The following is a 24,911-nucleotide window of genomic DNA, read 5'->3' on the forward strand; positions in this document are numbered from 1 at the left end:
GACCGGGATGCCGGGGCCTCAGGGCGCGGACGCCGTGATCGCCGGTTCGCCCGTCTCCCTCACACCCGTTGGAGTTCACGGGGTGCGGACACCGGCGTCGTACGAGCCGCCGGCCGCAGCTGTCCGATGACCGTCGCCCCCAACGCCACCCCCATCCCCACGAGTTGCAGGGCCGTCAGCGGCTGGCCGAGGGCCGCCCAGCCGAGGGCCGCCGCTGTGACCGGGGAGAGGGAGCCGAGGAGGGAGACCTGGGTGACGGAGAGGCGGCCGATGCCGCGGAACCAGAGCCAGTAGGCGACGGCCGTGTTGGCGAGGGCGAGGTAGAGGTAGCCGCCGATCGCTCGGGCGTCGAGGGCGGGGGGCGCGCCCTCGATCAGGAGGGCCAGGGGCGCGATCAGGAGGCCGCCCGCGGTGAGTTGCCAGCCGGCGAGGGTGAGGGGGCCGGCGCCGGTCGGGCGGCCCCACTTCTTCGTCAGGACGGTGCCGGCGGACATGGAGGCGGTGGAGGCCACGGCGGCCGTAATACCCAGGGTGTCCAGCGCGCCGCCCGCCTTGAGGACTACGAGGGTGACGCCGAGGGCCGCCGCGATGCCGGTGAGGAGGGGGCGGACCGTCGGGCGTTCGCGGAGCACCAGCGTCGAGAGGGCCAGCACGAACAGCGGCCCCGCCGAGGAGACCGCCGCCGCGAGCCCTCCGGGCAGCCGGTATGCGGCGAGGAACAGCAGCGGGAAGAACGCGCCGATGTTGAGCGCGCCCAGCACGCCCGCCTTCCACCACCAGGCGCCGCGCGGCAGCGTGCGGGTGAGGGCGAGGAGGAGCAGGCCGGCGGGGAGCGCGCGCATGAGGCCGGTGAAGAGGGGCCGGTCCGGTGGGAGGAACTCCGAGGTCACGGCGTAGGTGGTGCCCCAGGAGACGGGGGCGAGGGCGGTGAGGAGGACGGTTGCGGACTTCATGGGACACCCCGGTGTGGTAGCTCGACGATGATTAGCTTAGTGCTAAGCGAATTAGAGTCAAGCTACTTAGGGGTAAGCCGGTCAGAGGTAAGCGGGTGGGGGGCAAGATGGTCGGAGGTAAGCCGGTCGGGGGGCAAGCCGGCTCCGCTTGAGATACTCCCCCCATGAGCACGCCCCCCAAGGACCCCGTGGACGCGATCGTCGACCAGTGGGCCGCCGCCCGCCCCGACCTCGACACCGCCGCGATGGCGGTCTTCGGCCGCATCTCCCGCATCGCCCGCGCGATGGGCGACCGCGCCGAACGCGCCTACGCCCCGTACGGCATCTCCCGCGGCGAGTTCGACGTCCTCGCGACGCTGCGGCGCTCCGGCGAGCCGTACTCCCTCTCGCCCCGCGAGCTCTCCTCGACCCTCATGCTGACGACCGGCGGTATGACGGGCCGGCTCGACAAACTCGAACGCGCGAGCCTGCTGCGCCGCTCCCCCGACCCCCACGACCGCCGGGCCCTGCGGGTCACCCTTACGGAGGACGGCCTCAAGGTCGTCGACCAGGCCGTCGCGGCCGGGCTCGCGGTCCAGCAGCAGGCGATCTCGGTCCTGGACGCGCAAAAGGTCGGCCAACTGGCCGACCTTTTGCGGGAGCTGCTGCCGGGGACTACACAGGAGTAGCCCTCGGGGGGTACCCGGTTAACCCTCAGGAGGGAGGCACCCGTATGCGTTCAGAAAGCGGACGTCAGGCCTTGGAAGCCTTGGGCTCGCGGTCCTTCGACTTGTCCAGGACCCAGACCAGGCCGGCGATCGCGAGGAAGATCCCGATCGGCGCCACGACGAACAGGCCCAGCGTGTCGACGACACTCAGACCCGGACCCGGGTCGTCGCCGTCGTCGCGCGTGAGCGCGAGCGCGGGGGACGACATCAGCAGCATCATCAGCGTCGTACCGGCCGCCAGGGTGCCGGCGCGCAAGGCGTTCTTCTTGTCCACGGTGCAAAAGTAGCGAACCCCGGGGGAGCCCGCTCGCTCGGGGTGCCTTAAGAAGAGGGCGGCCGGGTGCCTCCGCGGTTCGCGCGGGGCGGTGACCGGGTGCCTCCGCGGCTCGGGCGGGGTGGTTCAGGGCACCAGTACGACCTTCCCGAGATTGCCCCGCGCCTCGATCACCCCGTGCGCCCGGCCCGCCTCCGCCAGCGGGAACTCCGCCGAGACGCGAGGCCGCAGCGCGCCCGTGGCGTACTGGTCCCACAGTTCGCTCACCCACCCCGCGTACCTCTCCGGTTCGCGCCTCGCGATCGCCGCCACCTGGAAGCCGGTGACCGAAGCGCTCCGCACGAGCAACTCGTACGCGTCGACCGTCCCGCCGCCCGAGCCGAACGCCACCAGTCGGCCACCCGGCGCCAACGCCCGTACCGCAGGCCCGAGTACGTCGCCGCCGACCCCGTCGAGGACGACGTCCACCGGCTCGCCCCAGCTCTCGTCGCCGTACAGGACGACCTCGTCGGCGCCGAGTCCGCGCACGAACTCCGCCTTGTCCGCGCTGCTCACGGCGGCCACGACACGCAACGCCCCCTTGTTCCGGACGAGTTGCAGCGCCAGCGACCCGATCGCGCTCGCCGCGGCCGTGACGAGGACGGTGTCACCCTTCCCGACTCCCCCCGCCTCCACGGCTCCTCGCGCCACCGCACCGCTCCTCACCAGCGCCACGGCGTCGACGGCGCTCGCGCCCTCGGGCACGGCGGACGCCATCTCCTCGCGGAGGGTGGCCAGTTCGGCGTACGCGTGCGAGAAGCAGAGACCGGTGACGCGGTCGCCCACCGCGAACCCCGTGACCCCGTCCCCGAGCGCGACGACCCTCCCCGCGACCTCCCCGGCCAGCGGCCCGACCCCCTCGCGCACCTTCCGCACGGCGGGCAGCGTCACGCCGACCGCCTCCGCCCGGACGAGAAGCTCGCCGGGGGCGGGGGCGGGTGCGGGGACCTCTTCCAGGAACAGCACCTCGGGCCCACCGCGGACCTCGTACCGGACACGTCGCACAGTCACCTCCACGTAGCCAAACTCGTTGGGACACCCAACGGATTTCGAGGTTAGCCGTCATACCGTTGGGATGTCCAACGTTTTCCGGCTACCCTGCGGACATGACCCGACCCCGCCCCCTCACCCACATCCAGTCCCTCCCCAGCTGGCTCGCCGGCCGCGTCGCCGCGCGGGGGCGTGAGCTGGTCGCGGAGGCGTTCGCGGTGGAGGGGCTGCGGCTGGCGCAGCACGCGGTGCTCGCGGCGGTCGCCGAGCACGGGCCGGTCGCGCAGGCGGATCTGGTGCGGCGGCTGGGGTTCGACGCGAAGGACGTCGTGCTGGTGGTCAACCACCTGGAGGGGCAGGGGTACGCGGTCCGGGAGCCGGACCCGGCGGACCGGCGGAAGAACGCGGTACGGGTGACGGCGGAGGGGGTGCGGGTACTGGAGCGGTGCGCGGGCCTCGCGGAACGGGCGAACGCGGAGCTGCTGGCGCCGCTGGGGGCGGAGGAGGCGGAGAGGCTGATGGAGCTGCTGCGGCGGGTCCACGAGGCGGCGGGGTAGCTCGCGCGGGGGACGGCGAGGTAGCTCCCGAGGTGTAGTGCGGGACTACCTCAGAGCCGCCCTCCCTAGAGTCGCCCCCGCCTCAGAGCCCCCCTCACCCACCCCCTCCCCCACTCCCCCGCAACGCCTCGAACAACGCATGCACTCGATCCGACCCCGCCAACTCCTCCAGGCTCACCGCCCTCCCCTCCCCGTCCGCGATCGGCAGCCGCCAGTTCGGATACTGGTCCCACGTCCCCGGCAGGTTCTGCGGACGCCGGTCCCCGGCCGCGTCCGGCAGCCACACCCCGACCAGCGAGGCGGGCGTACGCATCAGGTACCGGTAGACGGCCCGGACCTGGGACTCCTCGTCGCCGCCACCCCCGCCGATCACCCCCAGCCACTCCCGCACATCGGCCGCGGACGCCGCCCGTTCCCCCTCCAGCGGCCCGTCCAACAGCCCCAGCCGCTCCCGGAGTTCGACATGCTCCCCGCTGAGGCGGGCGGCGGTCGACGGCAGGTCGTGGGTCGTCGCCGTGGCGAGGCAGTCGGCACGCCAGCGTTCCGCCGGAATGGGCCGCCCGTCCCCGTCCCAGTCCCGCTCGAACCACAGCACGGACGTCCCGAGCACCCCGCGTTCCCGCAGGGTCTCCCGCACACCGGGCTCGACGGTCCCCAGATCCTCGCCGATCACCACCGCCCCCGCCCGCGAAGCCTCCAGCACCAGCACCGCCAGCATCGCCTCCGCGTCGTACCGGACGTACGCGCCGTCCACCGGCGCCTCGCCCTCCGGCACCCACCACAGCCGGAACAACCCCATCACGTGGTCGATCCGCAGCGCGCCCGCGTACCGGAACAGCCCCCGCAGCAGCTCCCGGAACGGCCGGTACCCCGCATCGGCGAGCCGGTCCGGACGCCATGGCGGCAACCCCCAGTCCTGGCCGAGGGAGTTGAAGGCGTCGGGGGGTGCGCCGACGGACATCTGCCGGGCGAAGAAGTCCTGTTGGGCCCAGGCGTCGGCGCCGCCCGGATGCACGCCGACGGCGAGATCGTGCACGACGCCGAGCGCCATCCCCGACTCCCGCTGTACGGCGCCGAGTTGGGTGTCCGTGTACCAGGCGAGCCGGCAGTGGAAGTCGACCCGCTGCATCAACTCCAGCCGTGCACGGGCGGTTTCGCCGGACCGGGGGTCGCGCAGCCCGGCCGGCCACCGCGTCCAGTCGGCGCCGTACACCTCCGCCAGCGCGCACCACGTCGCGTGGTCCTCCAGCGCCTGCCCCTGTTCGGCGAGGAAGTCGCAGTACACGGCCCGCCGCCCCGGCCCGAGCGGAACGGCGGCGACAGCTTCCAGCGCCTCGCGCTTCAACGCCCACACGGCGTCCCGGTCGATCAACTCCCCCTTCTCCAGGACGTCTTGGCGCAGTGCGGCGCCCCGGGCCTGGAGCGCGGCGCCGTCGACGTACGCGAACTCGGGAATCTCCTCGACCCGCAGGTACACGGGATCGGAGAACCGCCGGGAGGAGGGCCGGTACGGCGAAGGGTCGGTGGGCGGTCCCGGCACGGCCGCGTGCAACGGATTGACCTGCACGAACCCCGCGCCGAGCCCTCGCCCGGCCCACTCGGCCAGCTCCCGCAGATCCCCGAGGTCCCCCATGCCCCACGAGCGCCGGGAGAGCAGTGAGTAGAGTTGGACGAGAATCCCGTACGACCGCGCGGCCGGAGTGGGCAACCGCGCGGGCGCGACGACGAGGTGGGCCACACCGGTCCGCCCGTCGGGCACAGTGACGGTCAACTCGTGCACGCCGAGGGGCAGTTCATCCAGCCCGTCCCGGACTTCCCCCTCCTCGGTGACAACGCGCACCGCGCTCCCCTCGGGAAGCGCGGGCGCCGCCTCACCCGCCCACCGCACCAGGGTCGGCGCCACCACCCGCTCCCCCACCACCCGCCGCCGCTCGCGCAGCGCCTCCCGCACGGCCTCCGGGCTCCCGGCGTCGACCCCCAGCGCGGCGAGCACCCGCACCAACGCGGTACCGGAAGCCTTCACCACCCGCCCCGGCCCAGGACTGAACGCCGGAGCCACCCCGTACAACTCGGCAAGCTGCGCCAGCTCCGCACCGGCCACGGCATCGGCCACGACGACCTCCTCGACAGGCGGGACGGGTCACCCCAGGACTACCCCATGCGTACTTCGCGGACGCCCCCGCAACTCCGCACATCGCCCACTAGAGTCTCCACTTGTGCCGTACGTCACAACCTGGGGGGTTGCATGCGGGAAATGGCCAAGGGGTCGAACGTCGCGCTGGCGGCGTTGAGCGAGCACACCGGTTCGGTGATCGTGAGCCTGAGCTGGGTGAGCCCGACGGGCGAGGGGGACGCCGATGTGTCGGTGCTGCTGCTGGACGAGAACGGGAAGGTGCGCAGCGACGGGGACTTCTACTTCTACAACAACCCCGTCGCGGCCGACGGCAGCGTACAGATGCTCGGCAAGACGCCGACCGGCAGCGGCGACGAGGACCGGATCAGCTTCGATCTGACCGTGGTCCCGCCGGAGGTCGACCGGATCGTCGTGGCCGCGAGCCGCTACGGGGGCGCGGGCTTCGGGGAGTTGGAGGACCTCAAGGTGACGCTGGCCGACGGGAGCGGGGAGGCGCTCGTCGGGTTCGCCATCGAGGACGCCGGGGCGGTCGGCGCGATCATCTTCGGGGAGCTGTACCGGCGGGGCGAGGAGTGGAAGTTCCGGGCGGTCGGACAGGGCTACGACGCCGGACTCGCGGGCCTGGCAACGGACTTCGGCGTCGACATCGAGGACGACGCGGGCGCGGAGGAAGCGCCGGAGCAGCGGGAGGACCAGCGCGAAACCTCGCCGTCACCCCGGCAACCCGCCCCGCAAGAAACGGCGTTGCCCCTGATCCCGACTCCCCGGCCGCCGGCCGGAGAAGAGACCGCGCCGAAGAAGCCCGCCCGCCCCCGGACCGCCCGGAAGAAAGTCACCGTCCCCAAGTCCCCGAAGAAGTCCCTTGCCGAGAACGACGGTTGGCACCCGGCCCGCCTCTTCCCCGTCTCCGTCCTCAAGAGCGACCGGGACCGCGAGACCCGCGCGACCTCGGTCCTGCTCTCGGTGATGGCCCAAGTACCGGAGTTCGGCCGCAGGTTGACCGCCGCGTTCGGGGCGCCCGCAGGCCGCATGGAGACGTTCACCGAGGTCTCGCTCCCCCACGGCGACACCCCGAGGCGCCCCGACGGGGTCATCCGGGTGGAGCGCGCGGGCAAGCTCTGGACCGCCCTGGTCGAGACGAAGACCAACGGCAACGCCCTCAAGTCCGAGCAGGTGCAGGCGTACATGGACATCGCCGCGCGGCGCGGGTACGAGGCCGTCATCACCCTGTCGAACGACGTGGCGCTGGACGGCAGCCCTCTCGTGGACGTCAAGGTGGACGGCAGACGCAAGCACAAGGTCGCCCTGTGGCACCTGTCGTGGGCCGAAGTCGCGTACCAGGCGCAGATGTTGATCCGCCACGAGGGCGTCAACGACAAGGCGCACGCCTGGCTGCTCCTGGAACTGCTGCACTACCTCCGGCACGAGAACTCCGGCTGCCACGGCTTCCAGAACATGGGCGCGGCCTGGGTCCCCGTACGCAACGGCATCGACGACGAGACCCTGTGCGCGGGCGACCCGCGCGCCCTGGAGGTCGTGGAGAGCTGGGAGCGGCTGGTCCGGCAGATCTGCCTGAGCCTCGGCGGTGAGCTGGGCCAGAAGGTCCTGCCGGTCCAGCGCGCGAAACGCGGCGCCGACCCGAAGGACCGCCGCAGCCGCCTGGCCGATCAACTCTGCCTGGACGGACGCCTGTTGGCGGAACTCCGGATCGAGGGCGCGCCGGGCATCCTGGCGGTCGGCGCGGATCTGCGTACGGCGAGGCTGCGGACGTCGATCGAGATCCCGGCGCCGGACCAGGGCTACCCCCTCACCTGGGCCAAACGCCTGCTCCGCCGCCTGGCGGAGGCCCCCGCCGACCTGCACGTGGAGACCCTCGTCGAGGGTGACGCCGACGGCCCGCGCGGCACCCTCGAACGCCTCCGCCCCGAACCGGCGGACCTGCTGCCGAAGAACCCCGACACCCGCATCACCGGCTTCCGCCTGTCCTTGCTGAAGAGCATGGGCAGCAGCCGGGGAAACGCGGAGTCGGGGTTCATCCGCAGCGTGGACGACGCCGTGAACCGCTTTCACACGAACGTCGTCGCCCACCTGGACACGGCGGGCCGGGCCTGAGGCCGGTCCGGCGGATCGGCCCTGGAAGCGGACGGGCCCAGAAGCGGATCAGGCCTAGAAGTCGTCGGCCCCGTTGCGGAGTTCGTACGTCCAGTACCCGGTGAGCGCCTTCGCCGGGTCGACGGCGATGCCCTCCTTGCCGGGGGCGGTGACCGCGATCACCGTGGAGTCGCCCTCCAGCATGACCTGGAACGCGGACACGGGTTCGTTGTCCTCGTCGACGCCGCCGTCCGAGAGCTTCACCAGGGCGTAGGCGGGCGCGCCGGCCGCCAGGACGACCGGGGTGGCCGGCTTGCTCTTCGCGACGGCCGGGACGTCCTGCTTGTGGCTCTCCAGGAACTGGATGCGCGGGAAGCCGGCCAGGCGGCAGGAGTGCCGGCCCGTGTTCTTCGCGGTGAGGACGATGTGGGTGTAGGGCGGGCCGTCCTGGAGGGCGGCGGTGATCCGCACGTCGGCGGCGGTGCAGGTCGGCGTCGTCGCCTTGGTGCCGGCCGAACTCCCGGTGCCCGCCGAGCCGTTGGCGGTGGCCGAGCCCTGGGAGCCGGTCGACTTCGCGGAGCCGGCCGACGTACCCGTCGTACCCGTCGTCTTCTCCGCCGTGGACGCGGCGGCCACCGGCGCCGAGGCCACCGTCGCCTCGGGCGTCGCGGCCGAGGACTTGGCGCCCTCACCGCTCTGGCAGGCGGTGAGGGAGAGGGTGAGGGCCGTGGCCGCGAGGGCGAGCAGCGTGGAGCGGTGCATGTTCATGGAGAGGTTCCCCGTCGTCAGTAGCGGGCCGGGGCTCGATGCCGTCGGCCGTTCCGCAGGTCAGCGGTGGTCGGCGCCCCGCGTCTGCCTCAAGTCGATCACCCCGGACCCCCTCCCACCAGGCAGTTCATCCGGCAGAACTACGTCAGTCATACTTCTGCCGGAGGCTCGCACCCGAACAAGCCGGACGAGCCGAACAACCGGAACAAACCGGATGACCCGAACGACCCGCATGATCGGAGACCCCCACGGTGCGCGCCAGCACACCTCCCGCAGGAGACTTCGCCCGGCGGCTGCGCACCCTCCGCACCGACGCCGGCCTCAGCCAGGAAGCGCTGGCGAACGCGGCGGGCGTGAGCGTCAGAGCACTGGCCGACATGGAGCGGGGCCGCACCCGGGGCCCGCAGCGGCAGACCGTCCAGGCCCTCGCGGAAGCCCTGCACCTGGACGCCGAGGAAGCGGCGGCCCTGGAGAAGTCGGCCGCGGCCGGGCGCCCCCGCCCCCGCGCGACCCCGACCGGCCTCCTCCCTCTCCCCCGGGACATCCAGGACTTCACCGCACGCGCCCCGGCCCTGGCCCGACTGGCGGACGAGCGCCCGCGGATCACCGTCGTCTCCGGCCAACCCGGCCTGGGCAAAACGGCGTTCGCGGTCCACGCCGCCCACCGCCTGGCCCCGCACTTCCCGGACGGCCAACTCGCCCTGGACCTCCAGGGAATGACCACCCCGACCACCCCGAGGGACGCGCTGGCCCGCCTGCTCAAAGCGCTGGGCGCGGCGGACATCCCGTCCACCACCGAGGACCGCGCGGGCCTCTGGCGCTCGCTGGCCGGCGAGAAGCGCCTGCTCCTCCTGCTGGACAACGCGATCGACGAGGCCCAGGTGGCCCCCCTGCTCCCGGGCACCGGCCTGACGATCATCACCAGCCGCCACGCCCTCGCGGGCCTGGAGTCGGTCCACCGCACGGACCTGTCGCTGCTGCGCCGCGAGGAGGCGGTGGAGCTGCTGACCCGCATCGTCGGCGCGGACCGCGTCCAGGCGGAGGCGCAGGCCGCCCGGGACCTCGCCGACCTGTGCGGCCACCTCCCGCTGGCCGTCCGGATCGCCGGCCAGCGCCTGGCGGCCCGCCCGCACGAACGCCTCGCCAAACTCGCCGCGCGCCTCCGGGCCGAGGGCCGCAGACTGGACGCCCTCCAGGCCGGAACTCTCCAGGTACGGGCGGCATTCGAACTCTCGTACCGCCAACTCCCGCCCGCCTCAAGGACCTTGCTACGGCGCTCCGCGCTGGCCGCCGGAGGCGACTTCAGCCCCGAGACGGCCGCGCTCCTGGCGGACCTCCCCTACGACGAAACGGCGGCCCGCGCCGAGGAGTTGACCGACGCGGGCCTCCTCCAGAGCGACCCCGTCGCGGAGCGCTACCGCTTCCACGACCTCCTCAAGCTGTACGCCACGGAGCTGACCGGGTCCGAGGACCCCGCCGAGGCACGGGCCGAAGCCCTCGACCGCACGGCCGACTGGATGCTGCGCCGGGCCACGACGGCCGCCCTGTACTTCGACGTCGACCACGAGCGCACCGAGGCGCGGGACGACCCCGACCCGGCCACCGCGCCCACCGGCCGCGAGGAGGCCCGAGCCTGGCTGGAGGCCGAACGCGCCCAGTGGCTGGCCGCGCTGCACCGGGCGCACGAGACGGGCCGGCACCGCCAAGTCCTGGACGCGGCACGGGCGATGCACTGGTTCTCGGACGTCAACCAGCACTGGGAGCAGTGGGTGGAGGTGTTCCGCTGCTCGGCGGACTCGGCGAGGCTCCTGGGCAGCAGACAGGAAGAGGCGGTCCACCTCAACTACCTCGCCTGGGCGTACAACTTGTGCGTGCACGACCCCCGCGCCGCGCTCGTCGCGGCCGACGAGGCACAGGTCGCGGCCCTCGAATGCGGGGACGGCCTCCAGCAGGGCTGGTCGCTCGGCTACGCGGCGGGCGCCCTGCACAGGCTGGGCCGAGACTCCGAAGCGGAAGACCGCCTGCGCAAGGCCACCCGCTGCCTCGCCCCCCTCGCATCCCCCCAGGCCCGCCTCGCCGAACTCAGCGTCCTCAACACCCTCGGCACACTCCTGCGCCAGACCGGCCGCCCCGCCGAGGCCCTCGACGTCCACCGCCGCAGCGAGCGGATCTGCCGCGCCGGGGTCCCCGGCCGTACGGCCGACGTCATGGCCATGTACCAGGCGGTCGCCCGCCAGCAGATCGGCAACGACCTTGCCACGCTGGAGCGTTGGTACGAGGCGGAGGCGCCGCTCCGCCAGGCCCTCGCCGCCTTCGACGCCGCGCAGATGCCGTCGTGGTCGGAGCAGGCGCGGCTCGATCTGGGCCGGGTGCTGGGGGCGACGGGGCACCCCGAGGCGCGGGAGGCACTGGCGACGGCGCATGACGCGCTCGCGGCGATGCGGAGCCCCCGGCAGGCGGAGGCGGCGGAGGCGCTGGCCGCGCTCGACGGGGTGTAGGCCCCGTACAGCCCGATGCCTAGCGCTTCTTCCAGTCCTCCACGAGCAGCCCGAGGATCACCTCGTCCACGAACTCGCCCATCACCCACGCGGCGGACTTGAGCACGCCCTCCCGTACGAAGCCGTTGCGTTCGGCGGCGGCCAGCATCGCCGGGTTGTCCGCGAGGGTCTCGACCTGGAGGCGGTGGAGGCTGCGGACGACGAAGGCGTAGTGGCAGAGGGTGGCTACGACGTCGGTGCCGTAGCCCTTGCCCCGGGCGGACGGGAGGAGTTCGAGGCCGAGGTGGGCGCTGCGGTTGTGGGTGTCGATGCCCCACACGTTGGCGGCGCCGACGAGGGTGCCGCCCTCCAGCTCTACGACGGAGAAGGGAACGCGGTCGTCCCTGTCCGGGTCCACGGCGGGGCGGGCTTCCTTGGCGTCGGGGCCCAGGGGCACCCAGGGGCTGGAGCCGGCGCGCGTGGCGTTGAGGACGTCGTTGTGGAGCTCGGCACGGAGGACGGGCGTGTCGTCCTCGTGCCGGGCTCGGAGCCCGATGTGGGTGCCGGTGAGCATGGGAGGTTCTTATCGGGCGGGGTCGGAGGGCGGCAACTGGATTAGCGGAGGGAGGTGGTGAAGGTGCGCCAGGTGGAGGGGGTGAGGGTGAGGAGGGGGCCGGTGGGGGCTTTGGAGTCGCGGACGGCGATGGTGTGGGGGATGTTGCGGGCGACTTCGACACACTCGTTGCTGGGGGTGCTGTAGCTGGACTTCACAAACTGAAACTCGGGCATGTTCTACATTTCCTTCTGCAAGCTGTCGATCAGCACCACAGAGTCACGTGGAGCCAAACTGACCCTAGACGTGCGATCGAAGAGCTCGCTGTAGATAACGCTCTCATCCTCGTTCTCCACCCAGGTCATGTCCATGATGGTGTCACACTGGACGACGTCGAGAGCCTTGTCCTCCTCGAAGGAAATAATGCTGAACGGCCCCGCGATGCACGGGTGAGCACCGGTTCGAAACGGCAACACCTGGAGGCGCACGTTATCCAACTCCGCGATTTCCAGGAGGCGTTCCAACTGAGCACGCATGACTTCACGACCACCGATCTGCTGCCGGAGTGCCGCCTCCCAGATGACGGCGTGCACATGGAGCGGGCGCGCTCCCAGTAGGCGCTCCTGGCGCTTCTGCTTCACCTCCACCATGCGCTCGATCTCGTCGGGGTCCTCCCACCTCCCCTCGGACACCGCGAGCGCCCGCGTGTACTTGGAAGCCTGGAACAGACCCGGAACCAAGGACGGCTGCCAGGTCCGCATACGGTTGGCGACATCCTCCATGGCGATGTACTCACCCATGACTCCGGCATCGAGCGAGCCACGCCACCACCCCCTGGCCTTACGCCGCTCACGGTCCAACTTCGCCAAGTCGAGCAGCCGAGACAACGCCTCCTGGTCCTCCAGCCCGTACGCCTCGCACAGGATCCGAATATCCGGGTCCCGCATCGGAACCCAGCCCTGCTCCATCTTCACGATCTTCGAGTTGGTGGCGTTGATGGCTTCGGCGGCCTGTCGCTGTGTCAGCCCGGCCGCGTCGCGCAGACGCAGCAGCTCCCCACCCAGCTTGCGCGCCAAGACAGTTGAGGTCCGGTTGCCCAGTGGTGTCGTACGAGTCACCGACCCAGTGTGTCTCATGAACCACAGGCCGTCACCCTTTGGAGACAATGTTCCCCGATTCGCTTGCGCCCAAGAATCGAACGCCCCTACCGTCAAGGCCAACCGCTACGCAAGGGAGGCCGGAACAATGCCCACCCACCACGAAGACGAACGCACCTACACCCCCACCCCCCACAACGTCACCCGCGCCCGCACCCGAACCGCCCAGCTCACCACCGACTGGGGCCACCCCACCCTCGCGGGCGACGTCGCTCTCGTCACCAGCGAGCTCACCACCAACGCGATCCTCCACGGCTCCCTCCGCGACCACCTCATCCTCGTCCGCCTCACCACCACCGACACCACCCTCCGCCTGGAGGTCAGCGACCCCCGCACGACCCGCGTCCCCACCCCCCGCGAAGCGATCCCCACGGAACAGTTCGGCCGGGGCCTCACCTTGGTCAACGCCCTCTGCCACGACTGGGGTTACGGCCCCCGCGAGGGCATCGGCAAGACGGTCTGGGCGGAGTGGAAACTCCCGAACTGAACGGCGAGGACACGAACGAGCCCGAGAACCTCGACGAACACCCCGCCACCAAGCCCGGAGCGACACCGGGCCCCGCGAGTCACCCGCCCGGCGGAGCGTTCACGCCGCTTCCGTCCGACGCCGGATACGGCCCGGCCACGCCCCCACCAGCACCTCGACCGGAAACCGGCTTCACGGTCACCGCTTCCTCACCAAAACGTTGCGGACTCCCCGCTTCCCTTTCAGCGAGAAGATCTTATGATTCCCCTACTTATTTTCAGCCATCCCATCGCCCGGTGGCCTGTCCTCACCCCCGCACGGCCTCCGCGAGAGAACGACGGTCGCCCATGCCCGACACGCGCTCCTCCGACTACACCAGCCGCCTCACCCGCCTGGAAACGTCCGGCATCAAACGCTTCCTCCCCACCCAGGCCCCCTACCGCTGGAACCTCCGCCGCCTCCACCTGGGCAGAGTCCTGGACGTGGGCTGCGGCCTCGGCCGCAACCTCCTGAACTGCTCCCCGGAGAGCGTGGGCGTCGACCACAACCCCCACTCGGTCGCCACCTGCCGGGAACGCGGCCTGACCGCGTACACCCCCGACGAACTCGACGAACCCCCGGGCTCCTTCGACAGCCTCCTGTGCGCACACGTCCTGGAGCACATGGACGCGGACCTGGGCGTCAAGATCCTCGCCGAGTACCTCCCCCTGATCAAACCGGGCGGCAAGGTCGTCCTCATCACCCCCCAGGAAGCGGGCTACAAGACGGACGCCACCCACGTCCGCTTCGTCGACTTCACGGGCCTGCGCGACCACGCGCAAACCGCGGGCGTGGCCGTGACCAGGACGTACTCCTTCCCCTTCGCCCGCCCGGTCGGCAAGGTCTTCCCGTACAACGAGTTCGTCCTGGTGGGCACAGTCCCCGCCTGACCGGCCCAGCCCTCACCCAGGTGAGGGCTTGTTCTCGGCCCACTATTCACTCAGTACATATACGTAGTGCATACTGATCCCCATGAGCACCCGCCACATCCTCCTCGGCCTGCTCGTCACCGGCCCCAGCCACGGCTACGACCTGAAGCGGCGCCACGACGAGCGGTTTCCGCAGGCCCGGCCGCTGGCGTACGGGCAGGTGTACACGACGTTGCAGCGGCTCGTGCGGGACGGGCTCGCGGAGGTGGAGGGGACCGGGTCGGACGGGGGGCCGGAGCGGACGATGTACCGGGTCACCGAGGAGGGGCGCAAGGAGCTCACGGAGTGGGCCGCCGAGATCGCCCCGCCCGCCCCGTTCGTCGCGAACGAGATCTTCGCGAAGGTCGTCGTGGCGATCCTGAGCGGCGGGGACGCCGGGGGGTACCTCGCCGCGCAGCGCGCCGCGCACATGGCCCGGATGCGGGAGCTCACCGCCGTGAAGACGGGGCGGGACGCGGACCTCGCGACCGTGCTGTCCGCGGACTACGCCCTCAACCACCTTGACGCCGACCTCCGTTGGATGACCACCACGGGGGCACGGCTCATCACACTCACCGAGGAGGTCGATGCCGGATGACGGACACTGCGCTTCTGTCGGGGCTCGGGCTGGGCAAGACGTACGGTGCGACACCCGCCCTGCGGGACGCCTCGCTGGAGCTGGCCGCGGGCGAGGTCCTCGCGGTCACGGGGGCCAGCGGGAGCGGCAAGTCGACGTTGCTGCACTGCCTTTCGGGGATCGTGCGGCCCGACCGGGGGTCGGTCGTGTACGCCGGTAAGGCGCTGGACGGGCTCAGCGAACGGGAGTTGAGCGAGCTGCGCCGTACGGACTTCGGCGTCGTCTTCCAATTCGGCCAGCTCATACCGGAGTTGACGGCGCTGGACAACGTCGCACTGCCGCTGCTGCTCGCCGGGCGGCGCCGGAACAGCGCCTGGTCCGAGGCGCGGGAGTGGCTGGAGCGGTTCGGGGTGCTGGGGCAAGAGGCCCTGCGGCCGGGGGAGATGAGCGGCGGCCAGAGCCAACGCGTCGCGCTCGCCCGCGCGTTGATCACCGGCCCGCGCGTCGTCTTCGCCGACGAGCCCACGGGCGCGCTCGACTCCCTCGCCGGGGAACAGGTCATGACGGCCCTGACCTGCACGGCCCGCGAGAACGGCACGGCCGTCCTCCTCGTCACGCACGACGCACAGGTCGCGGCCTACGCGGACCGCGAGGTGCGGATGGCGGACGGGGCGGTCGAGGCGGCGGGGGTGACGGCGTGAGCACCTCGACGCCGGAGACCTCCGCGCTGCACAGGTTCGCGGGCGACCTCCGCCTCTCCTGGGCGCTTCTCCGGGGTTCCGACCGGCGTGAGTGGTGGCGGATCGGGCTCACCGCTCTCGGTGCCGGGCTCGCGACAGGGCTCGGGCAGGTCGCCGCGGCCCTGTACTCGCTCCGGGGGTACCACCATGTCCCGTACGCGGCGGGGCTGTTCAACGGGGCCGGCGAGCGGCGGGGGATCGTCTTCGCCATCGCGCTGCTCCTCGTACCTGTGCTCGCGTTCCTCGGGCAGTGCGCGCGGATCGGGGCCGTGCACCGGGACCGCCGGCTGGCGGGGCTGCGGCTCGCGGGCGCCGGGGCGGGGCAGGTGCGCAGGATCGCGGCGCTGGAGACGGGGCCGGCGTGCCTCGTCGGCGCCGGGGTCGCCAGTGCCGTGTCCGTGTCGGTGCTGGCGAGCATCTGGAAGGGGGCCAGCCTCTACACCTGGGCCGGCGTCGCCGGTGTCGCCGTCGTCGTACCCGTACTCGGCGCCGGGGCGGGGGTGCTGGCGCTGCGGCATGTCGTCGCGTCGCCGTTGGGGTGGGTGCGGAGGGTCCGGCCGCAGCTGGGGAAGGGGGCCTGGGCCGTGGTCGCCGGGTCGGTCGCCGGTGTGGTCGTCCTGACGTTCATGGTGTTCGTCCTGAGCGTCGGCCTGGTGCTCGTCCCGTTCCTCATGCTGCTGCTCGTGGTCGTCGTCGGCATCGGCGCCGTAGGGATCGCGGGGGCGCTCGCCCGGCTCGCGGGCCGAGTCCTCGCGCCCCGGGCGCGCTCCGCCGCCGTACTCATCGCCGCCGAGCGCCTGCGCGACGACCCCTGGGCGGCGGCCCGCACCCACGCGGCCGTCCTGCTCGTGACCGTCGTCGGCACGGGGTACGTCGGCGTCCGCGCCGCCCTCGTCGACACCCTCCGCCGGGGCAGACAGGCCGAGAGCGACGCCTTCTACCTCGCCGGCCTCGACCTCACCGCCGCCGCGATCGGCCTCGGCCTCCTCATCGCCCTCTCGGGCCTCGCGGTCGGCGCCGCCGAGTCCCTCGCGAACCGCCGCCGCGGGCTCGCGGCGCAGGTCGCGGCGGGGGTACCGCGTACGGTGCTGGCGCGGGCGCTCCTCCTGGAGACGGCCCTCCCGCTCGCACCGGCGGTGCTCTTCGCGGGCGTCGGCGGGCTGGTGCTCGGCACCTGGTACGGCGCGCTGAGGCACATGTCCGTCCCGTACCACTCGCTGCTCGTGCCGCTCGCGGTGTACGGCGCGTGCCTGCTGGCGGCGGCGACGTCGCTGCCGCTGCTGGGGAGGGCGGTACGGCCGGGGGAACTGCGGCAGGCGTGAATCCGACGTAGCCGCCCACGCACAGACCGCCCGCCCCGGAAAAGCGAGGGGATTTCCGGGGCGGGTATGCGAAAGCCCGGATCTCAGGCCGATATGCCGTCGATCCGGGCTAGTGCGTCGTCCGCGCCGTATGGCCGCAGGTACGGCAGCCAGCGCGGGTCCCTATGGCCGGTCCCGATGATGCGCCAGGCCAGGCCGGTGGGTGGTGCGGGTTTGTGGCGCAGGCGCCAGCCGATCTCCGTGAGGTGGCGGTCGGCCTTCGTATGGTTGCAGCGGCGGCAGGACGCGACCACGTTGTCCCACGCGTGCTGCCCCCCGCGGCTGCGCGGGATGACGTGGTCGACGCTGGTTGCGACGCCACCGCAGTACATGCACCGGCCCCCGTCACGCGCGAACAGCGCGCGGCGGGTGAGGGGGACGGGCCCCCGGTAAGGGACTCTGACGAATCGCTTGAGCCGGACCACGCTGGGCGCGGAGACTGTGACGGTCGCGCTGTGCAGATAGGCGCCCGAATCCTCCAGGGAGACTGCCTTGTTCTCCAGGACGAGGACGAGCGCGCGGCGGAGCGGTACGACGCCGAGGGGCTCGTACGACGCGTTGAGGACCAGGACATGCGGCACGGATGCCTCCTTGGGCGTCGGCGGCGCGTGGCTCGCGCCGGGACGATCTGGTAGTCAGTCTCCCCTCTTGCCTGGTGAACGCGCCACCATCTCCCGGTAACGGGCTGGGAGTGTTTTCGACCACACCCCATGTTTTGCCGCCGTACGCCCCCTTCAAGCACGGGTGAGACAGGTCTCTGCGGGGGCGATCGGACAGACCTCCACACAATGCCCCGTTAGTGTGGTGTGCCTGCCCGTACGGTGACCTTTTCGTGACCTCGCCGCGGGCTGCCGTTGCTCCTGGAGGTTCCTGCCGTGTCCCTGTCCGCCGCCTCGCCGACTCCTACGCCGTCGCCGTCCGTGTCGCCCGACGTGACCGTGCCGACGCTCCAGGACGCGCAGGAGAGCGCGACCAACGCCGCGAGCTGGGTCGAGCAGAACTGGTCGACATGGCTGGCGATCGGGCTGCGGGTGCTGCTGATCATCGTCGTCGCGGTGATCCTGCGGAAGTTCGTGCTGCGGGCGATCACGAAGCTCATAGACCGCATGAACCGTACGGTCGAGTCCGTCGACGGCACCGCCCTCGGCGGCCTCCTGGTCAACGCGGAACGCCGCCACCAGCGCTCCCAGGCCATCGGCTCCGTCCTGCGCTCCGTCGCGTCCTTCCTCATCCTCGGCACCGCCGCCCTGATGGTCCTCTCGACCTTCCAGATCAACCTGGCCCCGCTGCTCGCCTCCGCCGGTGTCGCCGGCGTCGCCATCGGTTTCGGCGCCCGCAACCTGGTCACCGACTTCCTCTCCGGCGTCTTCATGATCCTGGAGGACCAGTACGGCGTCGGCGACCAGATCGACGCCGGGGTCGCCACGGGCGAGGTCATCGAGGTGGGGTTGAGGGTGACCAAACTCCGGGGTGCCGACGGTGAGATCTGGTACGTCCGCAACGGCGAGGTCAAGCGCATCGGCAACCTGTCGCAGGGCTGGGCGACGGCGGGCGTCGACGTCACCGTCAAGCCCACCGAGGACCTGAACCGCGTCAAGGCCACCCTGTCCGACGTCGCCGAACGCATGAGCAAGGAGGAGCCCTGGAACGAACTCCTCTGGTCCTCCATCGACGTCGTCGGCCTCGACTCCGTCCTCCTCGACTCCATGGTCATCCACGTCACCGCCCGCACCATGCCGGGCAAGAAACTCACCGTGGAGCGGGAGCTGCGGTGGCGGATCAAGCGGGCCTTCGACGCGGCGGACATCCGGATCGTGGGGGGAGTCGCGGTCTCCAGCGAGGAGGAGGCTGCCGACCCCTCGGCCGCGGTCGCGGCGCCGTCGGTGTTCTCCAACGCGGATTCGCCTCAGTCGGTGGCTACGACGCCGATCGGGGCGCCGGTTCGGCCTACGGGTACGCCGAAGTAGGGGCGGGGATGTTTCCCTCAAGGTTGCCCCGGCCGGAACGACGTCCGACCGGGGCTCCAGGAGGTCAGGGGGTACCGGGGATAGGGCCGAAGTGCGAAGGGTCCCTGAAATCTCCCTCGTCCTCGTACCGCCGCAGCGGACCGCCGACGACGAACCCCGTCATCCGATCCTCGCCAATGACGTGCACATACGTGTGCGTGTCGACGGGGATGCGGTAGTCGGTCTCGATCCGTCGCCTCTCTTCAGCCGTGCCCTCGCGGACGACCAGCCCCCGGTAGACCGGTTCGAGCAGCACACACCGCACGTCCTCGACGTACAGGTCGATGCGTGGCACGCCGTCCTCCGCCGTGGAACGCAGGAGGAGCCGGTCGCCGTGCACGGCCGTGTAGTGCCACACCTGAAAGAGGCGGCTGGACCGGAAAGTCTCTGTCACCATTCTCCCTCTGCGCTATGCGGTCGTCGGCATGTGCAGGAAACCGGACGGCTCGTCGTCGTCCGCGTACGTCTCCCGGCACTCCAGCGGACCGCCGACGACGAACCCTGTCTTCCAGTCCTCGCCGATGACGTGCAGCCGACCTCCGTGCCTGAACACTTCCGGTCCGAGCAACGCGGCCACCCGCTCCCGGTCCTCCGCCGTGCCCTCCCGGATCGTGAGACCCGGGTAGGAGGGCCGCAGCAGCATTGCTGTCACTCCGCCCACGTGCAGATCGACACGGGTACCCGTCGAGGTCTCCCGGGAGCTGCGCAGCAGCAGGCGCTGGTGGTGGAAGACCGTGTACTGCCGTACGACGAAGGTGCGGTCGGAGGTGTATTCCGTGGTCATCACTTCTTCTTCTCCGGCGGCTTCGGAGGCATGATCTCGCCCGTGGCCAGCCTCTTTCCGTCCTCTCCGTAGAATGTCACGTTCTTCCAGTCGAGGTCGCCGGTCCGGTAGTAGAACTCGATCCGGCCCATCTCCCATTCGGTGGCGCCCCACTCCTTGCCCTGTCCCGCCTTGACCGCTGCGTCGAACTTCTCCTGATAGCTCGCGCCCGGGGGTTTCAGGCCGCGCAGGCTCACCGCGATCCTCTGGTTGTCCGACAGCGCGTCATTGACGCCCTTCATCCACTTGGTGTAGGGAATGCCGCCCGGAAGCGTGCCGATCACCTCTTCCAGTTCCTTGGCCATGAGGTGGTAACCACCGGGAACGTTCTTGATCTCCTCGTCCAGATGCTTGCTCAGCCCCAGCACCAGCACCTTGCACTCGGAGTTGTGCACCAGCAGGGGGGTGTTCCCGGCCAGGACGTAGAACGAGTGCAGGTCGGCGACGGTGAGGCTGTAGGTCGTGGCCTCCCGCTCGTAGAAGCGGCTGCCGAGAACGGTTGCCATGGCCCCGCTGTCCGTGCGGAGCGTGTCGCCGGGCCGAAGCTTCGAAGCGGCCACCCACGCCTGGAGATTGACGCTCCAGAACGGGTGATCATACGTCGCCGTGATGTCGGCGCGTTCTCCGGTCGGCCCTCGGACAGTGAGAGCCGAAAGGTACTTGTCGTCGTACGTGACGATCTGCTGCGAGACCGTGCGCGCGCCGCTCTCTCCGGTGACGGGGTCGGTGGCATATACGAGGTCGCTGGCCTGCACCTGCTCGATCGGCTTGCTGTCGCCGTCGGCCATCAGCACGCGCGTCCCGGGCAGGAAGCACTGCGTGCAGCCGCGCGTGATCTGGCGCAGCGTGTCGTACGCGATCCCCAAGGCGCGAAGCTTGGACGACAGGGTGACGTCCCGTTGCAGCTCCCAGCAGGAGTCCAGGTCGCGCTTGGAGACGCAGTTCTCCAACTCGGTCAGACCGAGGATGGTCTTGTTGAACTCCCAGAGGGCGTCACCGAACGCCTTGACAAGCGGAGCCTGCGCGAGGACATCGCAGTACGCCTCGTGGTGCTGGCACCAACGGCCCGGGTTCTCCTGGGCCTCGCAGCCGAGGAACCCGCACCGGTACAGCTCGGCGGCGCTCACACCCTGCTTCTCCCTGGCCTCTTTCTGGGCCACGGCGGCGCGGCGGCGTTCTTCCTCCTCCGCGCGGTACTTCGCAATCGTGATGACCAGGGCGTTCTTCGCAGCCGCCTTGGCCTCCGCCTCACTCTTCTTCGCCCGTTCCGCCGAGACCTGCGCCGCGTTGGAGTACGCCCAGGCGGTGCTCGCCGAGTTCTGGGCAAGTTCCGAGGAAACGGTGGCATCGCTCGCGGAGACTGCCGCCTGCCGTGCCGACTGGTTCGCGCGCTCAGCCGCCGCCCGTGCTGTACGCGCCGAGTCCGCCGCCTGTTTGGCGGACGCCTCGGCGTCCTTGGCGTGCTGGTCGGCTTCGGCGGCGTAACCGGCCGCCCGGGTAGCGGACTGCTGCGCCTTCGCCGCCCACTGCTGGGCCTCGGCGGCGGCCTTGCGGGCGGTGGCCGCCGTGGCGTTGGCAGTGGCGGCGTCCTTCTGTGCAGCCGCGGCGACCTGGGACGCCTCGGCGACGAGTTGTAGCACCTGCTGCTGGTGAGTGATGGCCAGCAGGTCCTTGCGCTGGGCGGTGTACTGGCCTGACTCGATGAACTGGCGTAGCTGAGGTGCCGGACTCTCCAGCGCGATGCGCGCGGCGGCCTTGACCTCTGCGGTGCCGCTGTCGACGAGTTGGGCGGCGCGCACCCGGTCGTCCTCCTCCTGGGCCTCGGTGAGGGTGGAGGTGAGGAAAGTGCGGTACGCCTGGGTGGTGCCGTCGTTCAGTGCGGCGCGCGCCCGCTCCTTGACAATGGGCCCGCCAGCGTCGGCGGCCTGTGCGACGGCGACCCGGAACGCCTCCCGCCCTGCGGTGTACTGCCCCACCGCCAGAAAGGCGCTCACCGCCGCGTCGTTGCCGTCCAGGGCCTGTTCGGCCGCGTCGCGGACTTCCTTGACGGCGCTCTCCTCGGCAAGCCGTCCGACGTCGGCGCGGTCGTCCTGAGCCTGGGCCTCGGCGCGGCCGGTGCGTACGTAGTCGACGACGCCGTCGGCCTGCGCGCCGAGCGTGTTCTGGGCCGCCGCGCGCAGCCACGGCTTACTGCTCTTCAGGTCGGCGAGCGCGAGTTCCCGGCCCAGCCGGGCGATCTCCGCATCGTCGGCGCCCTGCCGAGCCTTGGCCGCGAGGTCATCCGCCGTACGACGGGCTTCGGCGGCCTCCTTGGCACGGTTGGCGCGCGTGGTCGCCTCAGCCTGTGCCTCAGCCTTGAGGTCGCGGGCGTTGGCGATACCGGCATTCGTACGGCCGAGCAGTTCCTCGCCCTCGATCTGCCGCGTCAGGGTGTAGACGTTCCTGGCCTGCTCGGCGGCTTTGGAAGCGATATTCGCCGCTTCGGTCGCCGCGTTGGCGTGTGCGGTGGAGCGGGCGGCTGCCGCGCTCGCCTCGCCGGCGTGTGCGGCGGCGTCGTCGGCGGCGGCTGCCGCGTTCAGGGCGTGTGTCGCGGCCGAGCTGGCGGCGTCGCGTGCCTCGCCGGCTGCGGTCGCGGCCTTGGCTGCGAGCGACTGGGCGACGGACGCGGCCCGGTCGGCCTCGTCGGCCTGGCGGTGCGCGGCCTCTGCGGCAGCCCGCGCGTTGGCGGCTGCGGTGCTGCCCTGTCCGGCGTACTGGCCGGCAAGTACGGCGGCGTCGGCGGCAGAGGCCGCGTTGACCCCGGCACTGGCAGCAGAGAGCGCGGCCTGACCTGCGGCGGCGGCGGCCTTCACAGCCTGGTCGGCGGCGTCGGCGGCCTTGGTGGCACCCGCCGCCGCGGTCCGGGCCTGCACGGCGGCCTTCTTGGCAGCGTCTGCCTTGCCCGCGTCGGTGGCGGCAGCGGCTGCCGCGTTGCGCGCGTTCGCGGCGGCGTTCGCGGCACCGACGGCTGCCGCGGCGGCCTGGGACGCGGCAGCGGACGCGATGCGTGCCGACTGGCTGGCGGCGTTCGCGGCAGAGATCGCCCGCTGTGCCGCTTTAGCGGCTCCGGAAGCGGCACTCGCGGCCCGATTGGCGGCGTTCGCAGCGGCGGTGGAGTCTTGTTTGGTGGCCTCGGCCTCCTTCGCCGCCAGCACGGCGGCGTCCTTGGCCTGCTTGGATGCCTCGACCGCTTCCTTGGACGCGTTCTGCGCGGCCTTGGTCTGCGCGGATGCCAGCTTGCCGGCCCGCTCCGCCTGAGCCGCGAGTTCCGCGACGGTGGCGTACTCCTCGTCGCGGCTGCGCGCGACGAACTGGCCGACTTCGAGGAACTCACGGATGTCGTCGGCGGTACCGGTGAGCGCGAGGCGCCCGGCAGCCTTCACCTGGGTACCGCCGGCGGCGACGAGCTGAGTGACCAGAACTCGGTCGTCCTGCTCCTGGGCCTCGGTCCGGCCTGCCTCCAGGAACTTCTGTACGTCGTCGTCGGTACCGTTGAGTGCCTCGCGACCCCGCGCCTGCACCTCGGGACCACCCACGTCGACGATCCGGGCCACCAGCACCCGCTGGTCCTGCTGGAGAGGTTCCTTCCACCCTCCCTTCATGAAGCTCACCAGGTCCGATTCAGGACCGGCCAGGGCTTGGCGGACCGCGGCGAGGGTGTTCTCCCCGCCGAAGCCCGCGAGTTGCGCCGCCTCGACCCGGTAGTCCTGCGTTCTCAAGTCGGCGTAGTCCGCCAGGAACGCGATGACGTCGTCATCGGTACCGAGAAGAGCGGTCTCTGCAGCAGCCCTGACTTCCGTACCGCTCGTCGCCCAGGTGTCCATCACCTGCTGACGGCTCGTCCGAGTGTTCGGCTCCACCGTCGCGTCAGGTATCTCGTCCGCCATCGCGGGTGACACGGAGAGGAGGCCGGCGAGGACTGCCGTGGCCGTAGCAGCCGACACACGTCCAGCGGCCGGTCTCTGCCGCCGTCTCCCGAAGGGGCGTTGTGGTTTCCAGTTCATCGAGCTCCTCATAAGCAGCACGGAGTGGTACCGCCAGGAAGGCATTGCGAGGATGACTCGGACAACAAAAAGAAGGCACTTCTAAGCGCTCTCACTTCTACCCCCACCCTCGCGCTCGCTCGCCAAATAAGCCCCCCGGCACAAAAACTCACCATACCAAGGAGCATCAGGGAAAGCAGAGAAAAAGCAGACCAGAAAAGAGGCACATTTTGCACAAATGATGACAAGCGTCGAAATTTGAATTGAGGGATGCGAATCAGAACCATATTTGCTACCGTCATCACTGCTTGCCCCGGGGGGGGCTTTGAATGGCGGGTCCCATGACGACGCCAGAACGGACACATCGGACACGTTTCCGAGGTTGTGCGCAATCTCGCTCTTTCCTGAACTTCCTCCTCGTGGCATCCAGTATTCCGTCTCATGCCATCAGGAAGGACCTCGATTGCTGTCCCGAACTCATCGAACCCTGCTCTCCACACTCGCTTCTGCCGTAGCGATCGGTGGTATCGCCGCCCTGTCCCAGGCAACGGGCCGTAGCACTCACGAAACCGCCGCCCACAGCACTTCCGGGACAGGTTCCGGCAGCGGAATGCCCTCGGCTGTCGAGGACTTCGGCTACCCCGACGCGGACCGCATCTCGGCCACCAAGGGCATCAAGCTGAAACGCGGTGACGGGCACATCCTCCTGGCGGAGTGCGATCAGTCGACGCAACAGATCCGGGTCTACACGGTCAAGGACACGTCGACCGGGCGGGACGGGCTCTACTGCTTCCAGGCCACCGCGAAAAGCGGCTACCTCGCATTGGAGCTTCCGCGGGTCTTCGCCTTGGAGACGGGCACCCACCCCATCAGCGCCGATCTCAGCGCGAACGGAAAGACCACCACCGTAGACGTCGCCAAGGACGGCTTCGAGAGCGTCGGCGAAGGGTCCGTCGGCGGCGCCCAGTCCGTGCTTGTCGAACTCCGGGTCACGGGTTGACATTCACCTCCTTCCCTCGGGCAGACCGCAGCCATCATCCGTAGGAGCACCTCTTCACACCCCGTTTCGCGCGTACAACTCTCGGCGCCACCGTGGTCTCGTACTACAGCATCAGATCTTCGCGGTGTGATCGGTTGCGATCCGGGGGCAGGAGCGGAGGCGGGCCGATAAGGGGTCACCGCGCTACTTGAATGACTGACGGTTGCCCGGGGCCGGTGGAAGGGTCGCCAGTGGTACCACAATCACGGTCTTCAACCCTACGCGTGTGA

23 protein-coding genes are annotated in these 24,911 nt (G+C 70.9%); 11 read left to right on the forward strand and 12 right to left on the reverse strand.

Annotated elements, in window-relative coordinates:
- Nucleotides 1-59: 59 nt before the first annotated feature.
- The gene (locus PV682_RS30040; protein WP_319734923.1) at nucleotides 60-953 is read right to left on the reverse strand and encodes an EamA family transporter; all 894 of its coding nucleotides are present in this window, start codon (nucleotides 951-953) and stop codon (nucleotides 60-62) included.
- Nucleotides 954-1,117: 164 nt separating this feature from the next.
- Between PV682_RS30040 and PV682_RS30045 the strand changes: the two genes are divergently transcribed.
- Complete coding sequence (locus PV682_RS30045) at nucleotides 1,118-1,621, forward strand: MarR family winged helix-turn-helix transcriptional regulator (protein ID WP_319734924.1); 504 nt, start codon at nucleotides 1,118-1,120, stop codon at nucleotides 1,619-1,621.
- 64 nt (nucleotides 1,622-1,685) lie between these two features.
- On the opposite strand, the gene PV682_RS30050 is transcribed toward PV682_RS30045, so the two are convergent.
- Nucleotides 1,686-1,934, reverse strand: a complete 249-nt coding sequence (locus PV682_RS30050; RefSeq protein WP_055724500.1) for a hypothetical protein — start codon at nucleotides 1,932-1,934, stop codon at nucleotides 1,686-1,688.
- 126 nt (nucleotides 1,935-2,060) lie between these two features.
- Nucleotides 2,061-2,978 (reverse strand): quinone oxidoreductase family protein, encoded by a 918-nt coding sequence (locus PV682_RS30055; protein ID WP_319734925.1) that lies wholly within the window; start codon nucleotides 2,976-2,978, stop codon nucleotides 2,061-2,063.
- A gap of 101 nt (nucleotides 2,979-3,079) precedes the next feature.
- Here PV682_RS30055 and PV682_RS30060 point away from each other — a divergent pair, with 101 nt between their 5' ends.
- Nucleotides 3,080-3,520, forward strand: a complete 441-nt coding sequence (locus PV682_RS30060) for a MarR family winged helix-turn-helix transcriptional regulator (RefSeq protein ID WP_319734926.1) — start codon at nucleotides 3,080-3,082, stop codon at nucleotides 3,518-3,520.
- A 94-nt stretch (nucleotides 3,521-3,614) separates the two neighbouring features.
- On the opposite strand, the gene malQ is transcribed toward PV682_RS30060, so the two are convergent.
- Nucleotides 3,615-5,633 carry a 4-alpha-glucanotransferase gene (malQ, locus tag PV682_RS30065; protein WP_319734927.1) on the reverse strand — a complete coding sequence of 673 codons (2,019 nt, stop codon included), beginning with the start codon at nucleotides 5,631-5,633 and terminating at the stop codon, nucleotides 3,615-3,617.
- Between the two features lie 132 nt (nucleotides 5,634-5,765).
- Here malQ and PV682_RS30070 point away from each other — a divergent pair, with 132 nt between their 5' ends.
- Nucleotides 5,766-7,766: a TerD family protein gene (locus tag PV682_RS30070; protein WP_319734928.1), complete on the forward strand. Its 2,001-nt coding sequence runs from the start codon at nucleotides 5,766-5,768 to the stop codon at nucleotides 7,764-7,766.
- Between the two features lie 54 nt (nucleotides 7,767-7,820).
- Here the strand turns inward: PV682_RS30070 and PV682_RS30075 are convergent, their stop codons facing one another.
- The gene (locus PV682_RS30075) at nucleotides 7,821-8,513 is read right to left on the reverse strand and encodes a DUF4232 domain-containing protein (RefSeq protein WP_319734929.1); all 693 of its coding nucleotides are present in this window, start codon (nucleotides 8,511-8,513) and stop codon (nucleotides 7,821-7,823) included.
- Nucleotides 8,514-8,764: 251 nt separating this feature from the next.
- Between PV682_RS30075 and PV682_RS30080 the strand changes: the two genes are divergently transcribed.
- A complete protein-coding gene (locus PV682_RS30080) occupies nucleotides 8,765-11,011 on the forward strand; it encodes an ATP-binding protein (protein ID WP_319734930.1) in 2,247 nt (748 codons plus the stop codon).
- A 19-nt stretch (nucleotides 11,012-11,030) separates the two neighbouring features.
- Here the strand turns inward: PV682_RS30080 and PV682_RS30085 are convergent, their stop codons facing one another.
- Genes PV682_RS30085 through PV682_RS30095 form a run of 3 tightly spaced genes read right to left on the reverse strand, consistent with a single transcriptional unit; the run spans nucleotide 11,031 to nucleotide 12,619 of the window.
- A complete protein-coding gene (locus tag PV682_RS30085) occupies nucleotides 11,031-11,564 on the reverse strand; it encodes a GNAT family N-acetyltransferase (protein ID WP_319734931.1) in 534 nt (177 codons plus the stop codon).
- Nucleotides 11,565-11,605: 41 nt separating this feature from the next.
- Nucleotides 11,606-11,779, reverse strand: coding sequence for a DUF397 domain-containing protein (locus PV682_RS30090; RefSeq protein WP_319734932.1), 174 nt, complete (start codon nucleotides 11,777-11,779; stop codon nucleotides 11,606-11,608).
- Between the two features lie 3 nt (nucleotides 11,780-11,782).
- Nucleotides 11,783-12,619: a helix-turn-helix domain-containing protein gene (locus tag PV682_RS30095; protein WP_319734933.1), complete on the reverse strand. Its 837-nt coding sequence runs from the start codon at nucleotides 12,617-12,619 to the stop codon at nucleotides 11,783-11,785.
- Between the two features lie 169 nt (nucleotides 12,620-12,788).
- Between PV682_RS30095 and PV682_RS30100 the strand changes: the two genes are divergently transcribed.
- The 5 genes from PV682_RS30100 (at nucleotide 12,789) to PV682_RS30120 (ending at nucleotide 16,752) form a co-directional block, all read left to right on the forward strand.
- Nucleotides 12,789-13,187 (forward strand): ATP-binding protein, encoded by a 399-nt coding sequence (locus PV682_RS30100; protein ID WP_319734934.1) that lies wholly within the window; start codon nucleotides 12,789-12,791, stop codon nucleotides 13,185-13,187.
- 326 nt (nucleotides 13,188-13,513) lie between these two features.
- On the forward strand, nucleotides 13,514-14,095 hold the full coding sequence (locus tag PV682_RS30105) for a class I SAM-dependent methyltransferase (RefSeq protein ID WP_055721411.1): 582 nt from the start codon (nucleotides 13,514-13,516) through the stop codon (nucleotides 14,093-14,095).
- 82 nt (nucleotides 14,096-14,177) lie between these two features.
- Nucleotides 14,178-14,711 (forward strand): PadR family transcriptional regulator, encoded by a 534-nt coding sequence (locus PV682_RS30110; RefSeq protein ID WP_055721412.1) that lies wholly within the window; start codon nucleotides 14,178-14,180, stop codon nucleotides 14,709-14,711.
- Entirely contained in the window at nucleotides 14,708-15,391 is a 684-nt protein-coding gene (locus tag PV682_RS30115; protein ID WP_319734935.1) for an ABC transporter ATP-binding protein, read from the forward strand. Before PV682_RS30110 ends, PV682_RS30115 begins: the two co-directional genes overlap by 4 nt.
- Entirely contained in the window at nucleotides 15,388-16,752 is a 1,365-nt protein-coding gene (locus tag PV682_RS30120) for an ABC transporter permease (RefSeq protein WP_319734936.1), read from the forward strand. The genes PV682_RS30115 and PV682_RS30120 overlap by 4 nt, the downstream gene beginning before the upstream one ends.
- A gap of 83 nt (nucleotides 16,753-16,835) precedes the next feature.
- Here the strand turns inward: PV682_RS30120 and PV682_RS30125 are convergent, their stop codons facing one another.
- Nucleotides 16,836-17,372, reverse strand: coding sequence for an HNH endonuclease (locus tag PV682_RS30125; protein WP_010354180.1), 537 nt, complete (start codon nucleotides 17,370-17,372; stop codon nucleotides 16,836-16,838).
- A 294-nt stretch (nucleotides 17,373-17,666) separates the two neighbouring features.
- On the opposite strand from PV682_RS30125, the gene PV682_RS30130 reads away from it, so the two are divergent.
- On the forward strand, nucleotides 17,667-18,758 hold the full coding sequence (locus PV682_RS30130) for a mechanosensitive ion channel family protein (protein ID WP_407705757.1): 1,092 nt from the start codon (nucleotides 17,667-17,669) through the stop codon (nucleotides 18,756-18,758).
- A 64-nt stretch (nucleotides 18,759-18,822) separates the two neighbouring features.
- Here PV682_RS30130 and PV682_RS30135 read toward each other — a convergent pair whose 3' ends face one another.
- From PV682_RS30135 to PV682_RS30145, 3 genes are read right to left on the reverse strand one after another with little or no spacing between them, the layout of a single operon-like run.
- Nucleotides 18,823-19,194, reverse strand: a complete 372-nt coding sequence (locus PV682_RS30135) for a hypothetical protein (protein WP_319734937.1) — start codon at nucleotides 19,192-19,194, stop codon at nucleotides 18,823-18,825.
- 12 nt (nucleotides 19,195-19,206) lie between these two features.
- Nucleotides 19,207-19,581: a hypothetical protein gene (locus tag PV682_RS30140; protein WP_319734938.1), complete on the reverse strand. Its 375-nt coding sequence runs from the start codon at nucleotides 19,579-19,581 to the stop codon at nucleotides 19,207-19,209.
- Nucleotides 19,581-23,603: a polymorphic toxin-type HINT domain-containing protein gene (locus PV682_RS30145; RefSeq protein WP_319734939.1), complete on the reverse strand. Its 4,023-nt coding sequence runs from the start codon at nucleotides 23,601-23,603 to the stop codon at nucleotides 19,581-19,583. Before PV682_RS30145 ends, PV682_RS30140 begins: the two co-directional genes overlap by 1 nt.
- 649 nt (nucleotides 23,604-24,252) lie before the next feature.
- Here PV682_RS30145 and PV682_RS30150 point away from each other — a divergent pair.
- The gene (locus PV682_RS30150; RefSeq protein ID WP_319734940.1) at nucleotides 24,253-24,642 is read left to right on the forward strand and encodes a hypothetical protein; all 390 of its coding nucleotides are present in this window, start codon (nucleotides 24,253-24,255) and stop codon (nucleotides 24,640-24,642) included.
- Nucleotides 24,643-24,911: the final 269 nt, after the last annotated feature.

Origin of the sequence: Streptomyces niveiscabiei, assembly GCF_033794345.1 — a bacterium.
Classification (GTDB): domain Bacteria; phylum Actinomycetota; class Actinomycetes; order Streptomycetales; family Streptomycetaceae; genus Streptomyces; species Streptomyces niveiscabiei.